Raw genomic sequence first — 13488 nt, 5'->3', positions numbered from 1 at the left:
TTTTAGATTTTAGATTTTAGAAAGTTAAATTCTTATAAATACATAAACAAGAAAATCCAGTCGATGACTGGATTTTTTCTATTTTAATTCTATCATAACCATTCCAAATAATTCGCCTCTTCTTCCGTAAAGAGCTTCGATTGTTTTATCTTTTTTATACTCAAAAGATTTTAGTTGATCTACAGAAATATCATTCAAATCTTTCAATTTCATCGATTCAAATTTACCTGAGTTTCTTTTCACTTGTACACTAAGTTCATCAGTGTTTATCAATAGTTTCTCTCCTTCAAAAGTATTTAATGAATTAATGTAAATGCTCTCTACAAACTCTTTTAAAGTTTTTCCATCTGAGCTTTCATCTAATTTTGTTGTTATTTTTTTAATAGAGTTCCTTAAAACTTTTTGTTGTCCAAAACTATTAATTGATATTATAAATAATGATAATAATAAAATATTTTTCATGGTTTTTATTTAATTTGAACTAAAGTTATAACAAAAAATCCAGTCAAATGACTGGATTTTTTGTATTGTATTCTGATTAGTAATTCCACATATCAGCTTCTGACTGAATGATAGAATTTCTAATTTTGTGATGTTCTTCTAATTGACCTTTCGCATCATTTGGAATGTAATCATCAATCATTTTCGTTCCATACATTGTTTGAGCTTTATAAATAACAGAACTAAATCTGCGTGCATTTAACATCTCATCGTATGTAATTGCCGAATTTGAATTACTTGGATTAAATACTGTTGCATTCACCAAAACATTACGAGCATCAGGATACCAAATCCAAAATAAATCTACGTAAGCTCCGTCAGCAAATTCTGTTCCTAACGATTGCGCATCAGGCCCCATAATTGCTAAACCTAACAAACGATATTTTAATTCTCCTAAACGACGGTCGATATACCAAAGACCTTTCGTTTTTACCATTTTGATATCGTCAGATTTAATTTTATAATTAAAAATAGCAGCTTCGTCAGGAGTTTCTCCAGCAGCTTTCATATCGTAGTAATACTGCTGTGTATCTTTCTTCTCATTACGAGCCATAATTTGCTCATAACTCATTTTAGTTTGAAAGTACTCATCATCGTAAACTTCTCTAATCTTTTTGCTACGAACTCCGTCAACCAATACATCGTATAATGATTTAGAATTTTGCACTAACTCATCACCAGATCTATAATAAGGTTGATTTAGACGCTCATTCAAATCAATTACTTCCCATACAACTTTCGACCATAAAACATCTTTATCTTCGATAAAACCATATTTCATAGGATCTTGAGCCGTACTTACTGTATCTCCAGCTTCATCAACTCTTGTTTTATTTTCGCGGTCTTTTCTTAACTGTTCTGGCGAAACAGCGTTAAGAACATTTTGCGCCATTGTAAGAGTTGAGAAAAAACTCATTAAACCAAACAAAAGATACTTCATATTTTAAATTTTTACTTTTTAAATTATTGTACTTGAATTGCGATAGATGATGCTTCTCCAGTTGCTCCTGAATTTGTACGATATTTAATATCGAAAACACCAATAATATCACCTTTTTTCGCTTTCGAAATAACTCCAGCTGCTCCTGACATTTTATTTCCAGAAACACGAGCCGTTGCCTGACCAGGAACTTTAACATTGAAAGATGTTACTTCACCTGAAATTGGGAATAAGAAATCTGGCCAATCTACACGAATTGTTTGCGCTGCAATTCCATTATCTGGAATAGCTGGACTTGTATTTCCAAAAATAACACCACGTGCTGGTGGAACTGGTTTGATACGGAATGTTTCACGAACTGATAATGTTTTACCAGAACTTGCTCTTGCAGATGCCGTAAACACCACTTCGTTTCCTCCTCCAGGCGTATAATTCCATTTGTTAGCTCCCGCTCCAGAAGGACTTCCAGAAGAAGCACTTAAACTAACAGGTCCGTTTGCACCGTTAATTGTTGCTGAAATTGGATTAGATACTCCACGATAAACTACACGTAAATTATCTGCAACAATAGAACCTCCTGTTGGATCTTTTTCAATAATCTCAGCAGCTTTTTTATCTAATGTTTGTGCAACAACTTGATAAGTTGAAGGTGCTATGGCTACCGTTTTCGTTTTTCCATTCGATACGTATGTAATGTTACCTGTTAATTGATGCATACCAACTGCAGATGTATTCAGCTTAATAGATGCTTTACCATCAACAACAGTAGCAGAACCAACACTTGTAGAAACAGAACCTTTGATTGAATTATCGTAAGCTCCTAAAACTACATTAAGAACAGCTTCATCTCCGACTTTAACAACACCTGGAGATAAGAATAAACCTTGGAAAGCATCCAATTCGATTTTTTCTTCTAATTTACCAGATAATAATGCTCTCACTAAGTTACCTTCTTCTGTACGAGCATCCATTTGCATTTTCGATAAATTCGTTAAAGAAGCAACCATTGGTTGATCATAGAATTTTTCTTGCATCCAACTTTGTTTCTTCGATTTTGGAGTTGTTCCAAAAAATTCGTTGATACGAGCTTCCGCATTTTTAGCATCAGGACTTTGTTTTGCAAAAGTCATTAAGAAATTTCTGAAACCATCAATTTTGTTTGTAAACTCTTGTGCTTTCTCATTTCCTTTGTCACCTCCTTTTCCTTTAAAGAATAAAGATACAACAGGCTCTGTATTAGACAATGCATTGTAATCTGTATCTTCTGATCCAGAAATAAAATCAGCACCAGCTAATTCTTTTTTCAATCCATCGATATAAGCAACAAAATCATTTGTTTGCTTTTTAACTTCTGCAGCCTCAGCTTGAGTTTTTGCATAAGTTGGATCATCCTTCGCTTTTAGATCAATTTGACCATAGAAGGTATCGTTATTTGTTTTCGTTAAAGTCGTTGTTGACTCTAAAGAAGTATTTATCGTTTCGAAAGATCTCAACACCTCACGATCCACGTTCAAAGCCATCATTGCAATGAACACGAGATACATCAGGTTGATCATCTTCTGACGTCCGGTTAGTCTACCACCTCCTGCCATAATAATTTATAGAATTAATGAATAATTAGTTTAATTTATCGTACAATGATTAGTTGTTTTTCATTGCAGAAAGCATACCTCCGTATACTTTGTTTAATGCATTAATGTTAGCAGAAAGCTCTTGCATTTCTTTCAAGAATTGCTCTGAACTACCTGAAGATTTTTGCATTTCTTCGATAAATTGTTTATTTAATTCTACTTGTTTTTGGCTATTTACGATTTGCTCAGCATATACAGCGTTTAATTGGCTGATGTTTGTTGATGCTTTTGCAATTTCGTTACTATATTGTTCTGTTGAAGCGACAGCAGATGTTGTTGTGTTTAATTCGTTAACAGCTGAACCAAATTTGTCTAAAGAACCACGTAATCTTTCGAAAACTTCTTTGTCTAATTTAGCATCTGCTAATACTTTGTCTAATTCTGCAGTTAAATTGTTTCCTGCAGTTGCAACAGCAGCAGTTTTTCTTTGTACTGGCTCTCCACTTAATAATTCTGGATAAGCTTTTTCCCATTCGTAGCTTCCTTCTGGTTTATCGAAGAATGCTGAATATAAGAAGACGATTGCTTCAGCTACTAAACCTACTGTTAAGATTAAATTGGCTGATATTGGTCCTATATTCGTATGTGTAATTTTACATAATGCCCCGATAATTACTACTGCGGCAAAGAAATTATACAAAAAATTTGTAAGACGTTCTTGTTTTGAAGCTTGTACTGCCATAAGAGTGCTTTTTATTAAATTGTTTTATTAATTAGGTTATTTGGTTTTTCTAAAATTTACTTTTGATCCTTCTGGGAAAGATTGAACTGTACGGAATCCGATGAAACTTCTTGCAGAATCTTTGTGTTCCCAATCTCTTGCTGAAGTCATTAATAAATATCCAACATCTTTCCAAGATCCTCCTCTTACACTTCTATTTACTTCTCCAGACATTGTAATTGACGGATTAAGTGATGAAGACATTGTATAAGATGATCTGTTATACGGAGAACTTGTCCATTCAGCTACGTTACCAGCCATGTCATAAAGACCATATCCATTCGCACGGAATGTTTTTATAGGAGCCGTATACATGTAACCAGTTTTCTTGCCATCGTTGATTTCTAAATAATCTCCACGTTTTGGTTTGAAGTTCGCTAGATAACAACCTCTATCATCTGTTAAATAAGGACCTCCCCAAGGATAAGGTGCATTTTCTAAACCACCTTTCGCTGCGTATTCCCACTCAATTTCTGTTGGTAAACGGTAACTAATAACTTTTACTTGACTTCCTCTTTTCTTTTTATTATTCAATGCTGTGTTATGATATCTTGTGCGGAAATCACAAAAAGCTGTTGCTTGATTCCAGTTAACACCTACAACAGGATAATTTGCATAAGCTTTATGCCAAAAATAGTCTTGGTGCATTGGATCATTGTACGAATAGTTGAAATCTCTTACCCAAACTGTTGTATCAGGATAAATGTTTAAACTAAATTCTTTACGAAAATCTACACGGAAAGTACCACGTTTTTTTGCTGCAGCAGTTTGATCAACTGTCACATAAGAATAGTTTAATTTACGCGTATCAATACGTCTTTCTCCATTCATACGCTCTTCTGGAGGATAATATAATCCTTCCATAACCTCAGCATAATCTACATCTGGATATTTGTATTTATCCCACTCCAAACGCTGTTTCCAATTTAATTTCTTACCATCTAAAGATTGACCATCACGACCTGTATTACTGTTTTTAATATATTCATCATATGGCGTCCCTTGTCCATCTTGTGAACCAGAAATATATGCATAATCACCAATACCTCCTGCTCCATTATTTGGATTCATAGGGTCAAAACCTAAAGTTTCTGCCTTGTTTGCCAAAGCAGTACGAGCGATAGAATCTTTTACATAATTTACAAAATACTGATACTCAGAGTTTGTAATCTCTGTATCATCCATAAAGAAACCTGTAACAGTAACCGTTTTTACTGGAGCATCATTTGTTTTTGTAAAATCGTAATCGGTTTGTCCTAAAACAAACGATCCACTCGGAATCGGAACCATTCCTTTTGGACGAACTGGCGTCCAAGCCGAAGATGTTTTCGAAACTATTTGTCCATCATTTCTATCACTACTCCCTCTGTTCTTCAACATTTTACATGATGATAAAGAAAGAGATAGCAACAATGCACTTACCAAAATTCTATTCATTCTGTTATAGATTTATTTTTATACAGGTTTTATACTTTTAGTTCTCAATTAATAAGGCTACAAATTAAGGCAATTTATTAATTGATTTTTAAAATTGTTCTTTATTTTTTAATAAAATTTTTTGAAATATTTCCACCACCTATTCGGTATTTCTCCATTCAAGGCTTGCTCATAATCTTTTTCTGAACACGGAATAATTTCAAATTTTCGCTCTCCATCAACAGTGTTATCAACTTCTATCCACAATTGATTGGTTAATATATTTCGGTAAAAAATATAATTGTATCCTTCTGTAGGAACAAAAATTTTCTCAAAATATTGTGTATCCTCAAAACTTTTTATCTCTGGACGGTGATTTTTTCCATCAATAAAATACCAAATCATCTGCGAAATTAATAGATGATCTAATTTTTTATAATTTTCGATATAATCACAAACGTAAAGTGAAGTCAATTTATTGCTGAAACCTAAATATCTTGTTAACGCACAAATTTCTCGTGAAGTAAATCCATTTGGCGTCATATTTTTTGAAGAAGAGAAATCCGAACCTTGTAAACTCGATAAATTAAGCAAAGCCGCATTTGCATCTCTCGAATAAGGTTCTATTTCTTTTACATTTTCAGAAATCACACCCAAACGAACAGCATCAAAATTTAACTGATCTAACAAATCTAATTTTTCTTGAGCAACAAAATACGTTTGAAAACCGATATTCGTATAATCCAATAAATTGAAAGGCTCATTCGAAATAATTTTTGTTAAATAATTATTTTCTGTTGTTTGTGCTTCATCTTTTCCTAATCGTAATTTATGATCGATTGTTAAGTAATAAACTTTATCAACAATTTCGTCATAAGCACGATATTGTTGATAACCTAAACTTGGGTTTCCACCCAAAATAACAACAACATATCCATCACGAATTAATCCGTTGGTAACTTCTCTAAAAACTTTTTCGGTTTCGGCTTTATCATCATAATAAACAACATCGCCAAAATCGTACAAATCTATCGACCAATTTCCCATTTGCAATTCGTACAATTGTGTACGAACAAGGCTAAAATCTACATCTTCGATCAAATCTTTTTGTTTCGAACGAGATTCTGTCACACCAATAATCGCAATTTTATCGTTCGATTTTTCATCGCTTTCGATAACATCTTCGCGAAATTTTATAGCTTGTCCTAACGCAAAAGAATTACAAGATTTAGCAAAATCTTGTAATTCTTCAGAAACGGGTTTTAAAAAGTCGTTGTACATTATTACTTTTTAGTCGTTGTTTTTTTAGTTGTCGTTTTCTTCGCAGTTGTCTTTTTTGCGGGCGCTTTTTTAGTCACTGCTTTCTTTTTAGGTTTCGCAGCTTCTATTAATTTTTCAACCTCAGCCAAAGTCAACGCTTCTGGATTCGTCTCTTTCGATAACTCAACTTTTATTTTTCCTTGAATCAAATTATAACGTCCCCAACGCGCTTTCTCTAATCGAATTTCCTGTTCTGACCATTCGCGAACAACACGTTCAGATTCTTTACGTTTTTTATCTTCAATCAATTCGATAATATCAGCTTGAGATAAATGATCGAAATCGTATTTTTTCGGAACATTAATAAACCATTCATTCCATTTGATAAATGGTCCAAAACGTCCTTTTCCTTTTGTTACATCATACCCTTCGTATTGTGCAATCGGTGCATCAGCTTTTAATTTTTCTTCGATTAATTCTACTGCACGATCAAATGATAAATCCATTGGATCTTCCTCTTTCGGAATCGAAATATATTTATCATCAAATTTCACATAAGGTCCAAAACGTCCAATATTCACTTCTACTTCGTGCGCTTTATACTCACCTAAAGTTTTTGGTAATTCGAACAATTTCATTGCCTCTTCTAAGGTAATATTATGAATAGATTGATGTTTTTGAAGACTTGCAAAGCGAGGTTTTTCTTCATCTTCTGCTTCACCAATCTGAATCATTGGCCCAAAACGTCCAATACGTGCATGCACTTTTTTACCCGATACAGGATCAATTCCTAATTCGCGTTCTCCAGTTGCACGATCAGCATTTTCTTGAACATCTTCTACAACATGATGAAATTTCGTATAAAATTCATCAATCATTTTTGTCCAATTCAATTTACCTTCCGCAATATCATCAAAACTATTTTCGACACGCGCTGTAAAATCGTAATCCATCACATTCGTAAAATAATCAACCAAGAAATCATTTACCACAATTCCGATATCAGTTGGCATTAATTTGCGACGATCAGCTCCAAAAATTTCTTTTTGTTGAACTTTTTTGATTTGATTATCGATTAGCGTTAAGGTATTATATTTTCGTTCTTGACCATCCAATTCCCCAACTTCCACATAGCCTCTATTCTGGATTGTAGAAATCGTTGGTGCATAAGTTGATGGACGACCTATTCCTAATTCTTCTAATTTTTTTACCAAAGATGCTTCTGTATAACGAGCCGAAGGACGAGAAAAACGTTCAGTACCGTTTATTTCATCTGCTTTCAATTGCTCATTTACTTTTACACTTGGTAATAATACTTTATCATCATCAGCATCTTCGTCGTCAAACGATTCTTGATATACTTTTAAGAAACCATCAAACACAATTACTTCTCCTTTCGCTTGGAAAATAAAGTTGTTTTTGTTGTTATCAATATCAATAATAGTTCGTTCCAATTCTGCATTTGCCATTTGAGAAGCAACTGTACGTTTCCAAATTAATTCGTACAATTTTCGCATAGAATCGTCTGCATTTATTGAATGATTTTCGAAATGCGTTGGACGAATCGCTTCGTGCGCTTCTTGTGCAGATGAATTTTTGTTTTTATATTTTCTTATCTCAACATATTTGTTTCCGTAAGCAGATTCTATCTCAGCTTTTACTGCTGTTAATGCATCATCAGACAAATTCACACTATCTGTTCTCATATATGTGATATGTCCAGATTCGTATAATTGTTGTGCGACACGCATCGTTCTTGAAACTGAAAAACCTAATTTACGAGATGCTTCTTGTTGCAAAGTTGATGTTGTAAATGGTGCTGAAGGTGTACGCTTTGCTGGTTTCTTTTGTAAATCATTTACTTTAAAATCTGCTCCAACACATGTTTCTAAGAAATCTTCGGCTTCTTTTAACGTAGAAAATTCTTTTGTTAAAACTGCTTTTAATGTTCTTCCCTCATTTGTTTCGAAAATTGCAATGAATTTATATGACGAAACTGGAACAAAATTTTGAATTTCTTTTTCACGTTCAACAATTAATCGAACAGAAACTGATTGAACACGACCTGCAGATAAGCCTGGTTTGATTTTTTTCCATAAAATTGGCGACATTTCGAAACCAACTAATCTGTCCAAAACACGACGAGCTTGTTGTGCATCAACCAAATTCTCATCAATTTGACGTGGATTTTCTACCGCACGTTGAATCGCTTTTTTTGTAATTTCATTAAAAACAATACGTTTTGTATCTTTCTTTTCTAATCCAAGAACGTGATACAAATGCCAAGAAATTGCTTCTCCTTCGCGGTCCTCATCGGATGCTAACCAAATTGTTTGGGCTTTCGAAGACAATTTTTTCAGTTTACTTACAACCTCCTTTTTATCAGGTGTTACTTCGTATATTGGCTTATAATGATTCTCGATTTCGATTCCCATTCCTTTCTTTGGTAAATCGACCACGTGACCAAAACTTGATTCCACGATAAAATCATCACCTAAAAAACCTTGAATGGTTTTAGCTTTTGCTGGGGACTCAACAATAACGAGATTTTTAGACATATTGTTTTCTTAAAAAATTTCTGCAAAATTAATAACAAAAAAATGAAGCAGCCAAAAATGATTTTCAACTGCTTCATAATTTTGTCTATTTCATGTAAGGATTATCCTTGTAAATATCTGTTCCTATTTGGTCTATTTCTGATTGTTCATTGTCTTCTGTTCCTATAACTGTTTCATATAAAACATATGTAGCAATATAAATTAGAGGCATTGCTACTAATAATCCAACTCCACAAGCAAGTACGCCTAAAATTGCAACTCCAAAACAAGCCAAACAAAAAACAAATGCTGATCCGAAGTTTTTAAATAAAATACTTACACTTGATTTTATAGCTTCCGTTGTAGTAAAACTTGTAAACAATACAAAAGGAATTGCTAGTATTGATGTAACATAGAAAATAAATCCAGGTACAATACATAATAAAATACCTATGAATCCTAAAAATTGAACAGCTAAATATGTTGTAAAAATCACACCAAATTTTCCATCTTTATAATGAACAAACAAATCTGAAAAATCAGGATTTTGATGTTTATTAAATTTTTTAGCCATTGTCAAAATACTTACTGTAATCGGTGCTAAAGCTGCTGCAACTACAATACTAACAATATTACTCACCCACGCTAAAGGAGATGATGCTTCTGCAAACACTTCATTTAAATCAGATGGATCATTAATAACCATAGTTGGTGCTGAAATGATTAATCCTAAGAAGAAATTAATCATGAAACTAATTGCGAATGTTATTACAATTGCAAGAATTGCATATAAAGCGATTCCTGAAAAAATTTCCCATGATTTTGAAAAAATATCGCCAACGTTTATATTTACTCCTCGTTGTTTAATTTCTTCTATTCTTTGTCTAATTCTATCATCCATAGTTTTATATTTTTTTAGATTTCCTCAAATCTACAAAATGTTAATAAAATGCAAAAGAAAATTTTACTGCCAATATGTCACATAGATTTATTATTTTTGCACGATAAAATATCCATTTTAGAATGCATACAGAAGAAAAACATATAGATGAAGCAAGACAAGGAGAGGCTTTGATGACTGCTCCTACTCGTAATGCAACAAAGAAATTATTCTTAGAAAGTTACGGATGTCAAATGAATTTCTCGGATAGTGAAATTGTTGCATCTATTCTAAATAACGAAGGTTATCAAACCACTCAAAAAGTTGACGAAGCAGATTTAATTCTTTTAAACACTTGTTCTATTCGTGAAAAAGCGGAACAAACAGTTCGTAAACGTTTAGGAACTTTAAACGCAATCAAAAAACAAAATCCAAGTCTTAAAATTGGCGTTTTAGGTTGTATGGCGGAACGTTTGAAACATAAATTCTTAGAAGAAGAACATTTAGTAGATATCGTTGTAGGACCAGATGCTTACCGCGATTTACCAAACTTAATCAACGATGTAGAAGATGGTCGTGATGCGGTAAACGTACAATTATCAAAAGAAGAAACATATGCCGAAATTTCTCCTGTTCGTTTAGGTGGAAATGGCGTTACAGCCTTTGTTACGATTACTCGTGGCTGTGATAACATGTGTACATTCTGTGTTGTTCCTTTTACGCGTGGTCGTGAGCGTTCTCGTGATCCACATTCTATCTTGAATGAGTGTAAAGAATTAGCAGAATCTGGTTACAAAGAAATTACACTTTTAGGTCAAAATGTCGATTCATATTTATGGTATGGTGGAGGACCAAAAAAAGATTTCAAAAATGCAACTGATATTCAGAAAGCGACTGCTGTAGATTTTGCTCAATTATTAGACATGGTTGCTACGCAGTTTCCTAACATTCGTTTACGTTTTTCAACTTCTAATCCACAAGATATGGAAGAAGGCGTATTGCAAATGATGGCGAAACACAAAAATATTTGTAAATACATTCACTTACCTGTTCAATCGGGTTCTACCACTGTCTTAGCACGTATGAATCGTCAACATACTCGTGAAGAATATTTCGAATTAATTGATAAAATTCGTCGTATCGTTCCAGATTGTGCTTTATCTCACGATATGATTGCAGGTTTCTGTGGCGAAACAGAAGAAGAACATCAAGATACATTATCGTTAATGGAATATGTGAAATATGATTTCGGTTATATGTTCGCTTATTCTGAGCGTCCAGGAACGCCAGCGCACAAAAAAATGCCTGATGATGTTTTACCAGAAGATAAAAAACGTCGTTTACAAGAAATCATCGAAATGCAACAAAAACACTCTGCAGAGCGTATGAATAGTTATGTTGGAAAAACTCATGAAGTTTTGATTGAAGGAAACTCTAAACGTGACGAAAATTTCTGGTACGGACGTAATACACAAAACGCGGTTTTAGTTTTCCCTAAAGTAGAAGGAACTAAAATAGGAGATTTTGTAAACGTAAAAGCAAATAGCTGTACAACGGCTACTTTGATTGGTGAAATGATAGAAGGATAAACAATCAATCCGTCAATTGTATACTAAAAATAAAATTCGTCAATTCGATTGATTTTTATAAATGAAATGATTAAAAATTGTATCGAGAATAGAATTTTAATAGTTTAAAACCTTATTTTCGATACAAACTCTAAAAAATTTTACTCGAAATGACGGTTTTAATAAGACAATAATTGAAATTTGATAGATCATTTTTCAAAAACCTAAAAAATAAAAAAATGGATTCTTTACAAACTATCAAACAACGTTTTGGAATCATTGGAAATAATATAGCCTTGAATCGTGCTTTAGAAAAGGCGATTCAGGTTGCACCTACAGACATTTCTGTTCTTGTTATCGGAGAAAGTGGTGTAGGTAAAGAATTTATTCCGAAAATTATTCACAATCAATCTGCACGCAAACACAACAATTATATTGCAGTGAACTGTGGTGCGATTCCAGAAGGAACAATCGATTCTGAATTATTTGGACACGAAAAAGGTGCTTTTACAGGCGCTACACAAACACGTAAAGGTTATTTTGAAGTAGCAGATGGTGGAACTATTTTCTTAGATGAAGTTGGTGAATTGCCTTTAGCTACACAAGTGCGTTTATTGCGTATTTTAGAGTCGGGTGAATTTATGAAAGTTGGTTCTTCGGAACTTCAAAAAACAAATGTTCGTGTTGTTGCTGCAACGAATGTAAAATTGAAAGAAGCTGTTGAAAAAGGTAAATTTCGTGAAGATTTATATTATCGATTAAATACAGTTCAAATTGATATTCCTGCTTTGCGCGAGCGTAAGGAAGATATTAATTTATTGTTCCGAAAATTTGCTTCAGATTTTGCAAATAAATACAGAATGCCGCATATTGAGCTTTCTCCAGAAGCCCAAAATTATATTGCGAATTATCCTTGGCCGGGAAATGTGCGTCAATTAAGAAATTTTGCTGAACAAGTTTCTGTTGTGGAAAAAGACCGTGTGATTTCGTTAGAAAAAATCATGGAATTATTACCCAATAATTCAACAATGTTGACGGTAACAAATAAATCGAAAGATGGAAGTTCTTCTGATTTTATGGAACGTGAATTATTGTTCAAAGTTTTATTGGACATGAAAAAAGATTTGAACGATTTACGTGCTTTAACATTAGATTTAATCAAACACAAAGATGTTGAAGATTTTAATGGCAATACACAAGAATTGATTCAGCGCGTTTATCAAGATCAAAACGAACCAGAAGAAGATTTTGTGCCAAGTCAATATAATTTGGTTCCAACGAAATCTGCTCCAATTACACCAAATTATCAACAATCGCAATACGATTATTCGAACGATGTATATGATGTAAGTCCAATCGAAGAACCAGAATCTCTTTCGTTGCAAGATAATGAAAAGGAAATGATAAAATTGGCGTTGGAAAAACACAAAGGAAAACGTAAAATGGCGGCTGACGAATTGGGAATTTCTGAGCGAACATTGTACCGAAAAATCAAACAATATCATTTGTAATATGAACAAAATAAAACTATTCATCCTTAGTATTTTTGCTATTTTTAGTTTAACAGGATGTATAAAATATTCACTTTCGGGAGCTGCAATTCAACCAGATTGGAACACAATTTATGTGGCAACTTTCCCGAATTACGCACCTCAACAAAATCCTACTTTGAGTCAAGATTTAACGATTGCCATTCAAGATATTTTTAGAAGTAGAACGAAGTTGAAGTTAAACTCAAACGAAAATTCTGACTTAATTATCGAAGGTGAAATTACGGGATACGATGTTGTTCCAGAAGCAATTCAATCGAATGATATTGCAGCAAAAAACCGTTTGACAATTTATGTAAAAGTTCGATATATCAACAATAAAGACGAATCAAAAAGTTATGACAGAACATTTTCTGCTTTCCAATTATATGACGGAAATGCGATGTTAAGCGCTGTAGAATCGTCAATTGTTCCTTTAATTATTGATGATATTCGCGACCAAGTTTTTGCGTCTATTGCGATGGATTGGTAAAAAAATAACCTT

General features: G+C 33.2%; 11 protein-coding genes. 3 read left to right on the top strand and 8 right to left on the bottom strand.

All coding sequences use genetic code 11. The features are described 5' to 3' along the window. Window positions 1-78 precede the first annotated feature (78 nt). The 8 genes from B3I31_RS09200 to B3I31_RS09165 all read right to left on the bottom strand — a co-directional run bounded on the left by B3I31_RS09200 (window position 79) and on the right by B3I31_RS09165 (window position 9907). Entirely contained in the window at window positions 79-462 is a 384-nt protein-coding gene (locus B3I31_RS09200) for a hypothetical protein (RefSeq protein WP_038332936.1), read from the bottom strand. A gap of 76 nt (window positions 463-538) precedes the next feature. Next, window positions 539-1441, bottom strand: a complete 903-nt coding sequence (gene gldN / locus B3I31_RS09195; RefSeq protein ID WP_257468103.1) for a gliding motility protein GldN — start codon at window positions 1439-1441, stop codon at window positions 539-541. A 23-nt stretch (window positions 1442-1464) separates the two neighbouring features. Then, on the bottom strand, window positions 1465-3033 hold the full coding sequence (locus tag B3I31_RS09190) for a GldM family protein (protein ID WP_291060627.1): 1569 nt from the start codon (window positions 3031-3033) through the stop codon (window positions 1465-1467). A gap of 49 nt (window positions 3034-3082) precedes the next feature. After that, window positions 3083-3754 carry a gliding motility protein GldL gene (gene gldL / locus B3I31_RS09185; RefSeq protein WP_038332928.1) on the bottom strand — a complete coding sequence of 224 codons (672 nt, stop codon included), beginning with the start codon at window positions 3752-3754 and terminating at the stop codon, window positions 3083-3085. A 36-nt stretch (window positions 3755-3790) separates the two neighbouring features. After that, entirely contained in the window at window positions 3791-5230 is a 1440-nt protein-coding gene (gene gldK / locus B3I31_RS09180; RefSeq protein ID WP_185144160.1) for a gliding motility lipoprotein GldK, read from the bottom strand. Between the two features lie 108 nt (window positions 5231-5338). After that, the gene (locus tag B3I31_RS09175; RefSeq protein WP_125349620.1) at window positions 5339-6490 is read right to left on the bottom strand and encodes an arginase family protein; all 1152 of its coding nucleotides are present in this window, start codon (window positions 6488-6490) and stop codon (window positions 5339-5341) included. 2 nt (window positions 6491-6492) lie between these two features. Further along, window positions 6493-9027 carry a type I DNA topoisomerase gene (topA, locus tag B3I31_RS09170; protein WP_125349621.1) on the bottom strand — a complete coding sequence of 845 codons (2535 nt, stop codon included), beginning with the start codon at window positions 9025-9027 and terminating at the stop codon, window positions 6493-6495. A gap of 85 nt (window positions 9028-9112) precedes the next feature. Further along, window positions 9113-9907: a hypothetical protein gene (locus tag B3I31_RS09165; RefSeq protein ID WP_125349622.1), complete on the bottom strand. Its 795-nt coding sequence runs from the start codon at window positions 9905-9907 to the stop codon at window positions 9113-9115. A gap of 122 nt (window positions 9908-10029) precedes the next feature. Here B3I31_RS09165 and miaB point away from each other — a divergent pair, with 122 nt between their 5' ends. From miaB to B3I31_RS09150, 3 genes are all read left to right on the top strand, one after another. Further along, window positions 10030-11475, top strand: a complete 1446-nt coding sequence (miaB, locus tag B3I31_RS09160) for a tRNA (N6-isopentenyl adenosine(37)-C2)-methylthiotransferase MiaB (RefSeq protein WP_125349623.1) — start codon at window positions 10030-10032, stop codon at window positions 11473-11475. 218 nt (window positions 11476-11693) lie between these two features. Further along, window positions 11694-12965 carry a sigma-54 interaction domain-containing protein gene (locus B3I31_RS09155; RefSeq protein ID WP_125349624.1) on the top strand — a complete coding sequence of 424 codons (1272 nt, stop codon included), beginning with the start codon at window positions 11694-11696 and terminating at the stop codon, window positions 12963-12965. A gap of 1 nt (window position 12966) precedes the next feature. After that, on the top strand, window positions 12967-13476 hold the full coding sequence (locus B3I31_RS09150) for an LptE family protein (protein ID WP_115001709.1): 510 nt from the start codon (window positions 12967-12969) through the stop codon (window positions 13474-13476). The last annotated feature ends 12 nt before the right edge of the window (window positions 13477-13488 follow it).

The organism is Empedobacter sp. UBA3475 (assembly GCF_002378465.1).
Lineage (GTDB): Bacteria > Bacteroidota > Bacteroidia > Flavobacteriales > Weeksellaceae > Empedobacter > Empedobacter falsenii_B.
This window is presented reverse-complemented; position numbering and strand designations above follow the sequence as displayed.

Excerpts from the sequence above, each read along its gene's own strand:
- B3I31_RS09200 (WP_038332936.1), bottom strand. The coding sequence starts at position 462 with ATGAAAAATATTTTATTATTATCATTATTTATAATATCAATTAATAGT.
- gldN (WP_257468103.1), bottom strand. The coding sequence starts at position 1,441 with ATGAAGTATCTTTTGTTTGGTTTAATGAGTTTTTTCTCAACTCTTACA.
- B3I31_RS09190 (WP_291060627.1), bottom strand. The coding sequence starts at position 3,033 with ATGGCAGGAGGTGGTAGACTAACCGGACGTCAGAAGATGATCAACCTG.
- gldL (WP_038332928.1), bottom strand. The coding sequence starts at position 3,754 with ATGGCAGTACAAGCTTCAAAACAAGAACGTCTTACAAATTTTTTGTAT.
- gldK (WP_185144160.1), bottom strand. The coding sequence starts at position 5,230 with ATGAATAGAATTTTGGTAAGTGCATTGTTGCTATCTCTTTCTTTATCA.
- B3I31_RS09175 (WP_125349620.1), bottom strand. The coding sequence starts at position 6,490 with ATGTACAACGACTTTTTAAAACCCGTTTCTGAAGAATTACAAGATTTT.
- topA (WP_125349621.1), bottom strand. The coding sequence starts at position 9,027 with ATGTCTAAAAATCTCGTTATTGTTGAGTCCCCAGCAAAAGCTAAAACC.
- B3I31_RS09165 (WP_125349622.1), bottom strand. The coding sequence starts at position 9,907 with ATGGATGATAGAATTAGACAAAGAATAGAAGAAATTAAACAACGAGGA.
- miaB (WP_125349623.1), top strand. The coding sequence starts at position 10,030 with ATGCATACAGAAGAAAAACATATAGATGAAGCAAGACAAGGAGAGGCT.
- B3I31_RS09155 (WP_125349624.1), top strand. The coding sequence starts at position 11,694 with ATGGATTCTTTACAAACTATCAAACAACGTTTTGGAATCATTGGAAAT.
- B3I31_RS09150 (WP_115001709.1), top strand. The coding sequence starts at position 12,967 with ATGAACAAAATAAAACTATTCATCCTTAGTATTTTTGCTATTTTTAGT.